Source organism: Phenylobacterium sp. (genome assembly GCF_036402295.1).
GTDB lineage: Bacteria > Pseudomonadota > Alphaproteobacteria > Caulobacterales > Caulobacteraceae > Phenylobacterium.
Genome location: NZ_DASWTE010000055.1, coordinates 1 through 1,864, shown reverse-complemented (window position 1 = coordinate 1,864; position 1,864 = coordinate 1). Strand labels below are relative to the sequence as shown.

Genomic DNA, 1,864 nt, shown 5'->3' with positions numbered 1-1,864 from the left:
CGGTGGGCGCACCCGGAAGGCGTAGGAGAGGTCCATGTCCATGAACGGCGAGACGTAGAAGCCCTTCTCGCAGGCCTGCCGCACGACGGGGCCGTCCTCCGCGGGGATCAGGTAGCTGTGCCGCTCGCCGAAGGTGTTGTTGACCTCGTAGAGGATGGCCGACAGCGCGCCGTCGGGCCGATGGCAGAAGTAGACCGTGATCGGGTTGAACCCCAGCCCCAGGATCTGCGGCATAGCCAGCATCCGCACCGGCCCGCCATGCGCGATTCCGGCGGCGGCGAGCTGGGCCTCCACCTGAGCCTTCAGCGAGGTCGCGGAGCCGTCGCCATGCCGGCGGGGATCGAACCCTGTGAGGTTGAAGCGCTTGAGCGAGAACAGCTTCAGCCCCCGGTCGAGCGCGTCCAGCTCGTCGAGGTCCAGCAGCAGCATGAAGATCCGATAGCGGAGCGCATGCCGGCGCGGCTTCAGCCGGGTGTGGGTGACGACCCCGGGATAGAGGCCGGAGCGGACCATCAGGCCGCGGCCTCCAGGGCCGGCTCGCGGATGTGGATGCGGCCGGACTCGCCCTCGACCGTCCACGGCCGGCGCACGCCGCCCAGCTGCTCGGCGACCGCGAGGCCCGACTGCAGCGCGTCTTCGTGGAAGCCGTGGCCCAGGTAGCTGCCGCAGAACCACGTCCGCCGCGCACCCTGGATATCCCAGATCTGCTGCTGGGCGGCGATGGCGCCGGCGTCGAACAGCGGGTGTTCGTAGACCTCGGTCCTCAGCAGCCGGTCCGCGGCGATCTCCTTGTTCGGGTTCAGGGTGACGAACAGCTCCGGCGCGCCTTTCAGGCTCTGCAGCCGGTTCATCCAGTAGGTGACCGCGCCCTCGCCGGGCTGGTCGCGCATGCCGATGTGGTTCCAACTCGTCCAGGCCCGGCGGCGCTTGGGCATCAGCACCGGATCGGTGTGCAGCGCGATCATGTTGCGGGAGTAACGGAAGCAGCCCAGCAGCCGTTGCTCGTCGGGGCTCGGATCGTCCAGCAGCGACAGCGCCGTGTCGCCGTGGGTGGCGATCACCACCTGGTCGAACCGCTCGCGCGCGCCGCCGGCCAGGCGTAGCTCGGCGCCGTTGGCGTCGCGCCGCACGCCGGCCACGCGCACGCCTTTGCGCACCTCACCCCGGAACGCTTCGGTGAGCTTGGCGACGTAGGCCCGGCTGCCGCCGTCCACGGTCCTCCACAGGCCGCGGCCCGTGATGGTCATCATCCCGTGGTTCAGGAAGAAGCGGATCAGCGATGCGGCCGGATAGGCGCCGATCTGATCCAGCGGCGTCGACCAGATGGCCGCGGCCTGCGGCAGCAGGTGGTCGTCGCGGAAGGCGTCGCCGTAACCCTTGGCCTGCAGATAGTCGCCGAGCGGCGTTGCTTGCCGCTCCAACTCGGCCAGGTCCTTCGGCGCGTGGCGGAAGAAGCGGTTGATGTCGCGCAGCAGGCCCCAGAACCGGGGCGACAGGACGTTGCGCTTCTGGGCGAAGACGCCGCCGATACCGAAGCTGGAATATTCGAACGCGCCGTCGTCCAGCGACACGCTGAGCGACATGTCGGCGTAGAGGCTGGGCACGCCCAGGTGCTCCAGCAGCGCCGTGAAATTGGGGTAGTTGCCCTCGTTGTAGACGATGAAGCCGGTGTCGACCGGGACGGGGCCGTGGAAGCCGGGCGCCTCAGCGGTGTTGGCGTGGCCGCCCAGGCGGGGGTCGGCCTCGAACAGGGTGACGTCGTGCTTTTCCGAGAGGAGCCAGGCCGCGGAAAGACCCGCGACTCCGGCCCCGATCACGGCCACGCTGAGCCGTTCACCGCCGTTCATTTGGACTCCCAACCCTT

The 1,864-nt window shown here is 69.3% G+C and carries 2 protein-coding genes; both read right to left on the bottom strand.

All coding sequences use genetic code 11. The annotated features are described in order from the left end of the window. A partial coding sequence (locus VGD44_RS03295) for a DUF1365 domain-containing protein (protein WP_331083831.1) occupies nucleotides 1–513 on the bottom strand: 513 nt, incomplete at its 3' end. After that, nucleotides 513–1,847, bottom strand: coding sequence for an NAD(P)/FAD-dependent oxidoreductase (locus tag VGD44_RS03290; RefSeq protein WP_331083829.1), 1,335 nt, complete (start codon nucleotides 1,845–1,847; stop codon nucleotides 513–515). The genes VGD44_RS03290 and VGD44_RS03295, both read right to left, overlap by 1 nt. Nucleotides 1,848–1,864 lie beyond the last annotated feature (17 nt).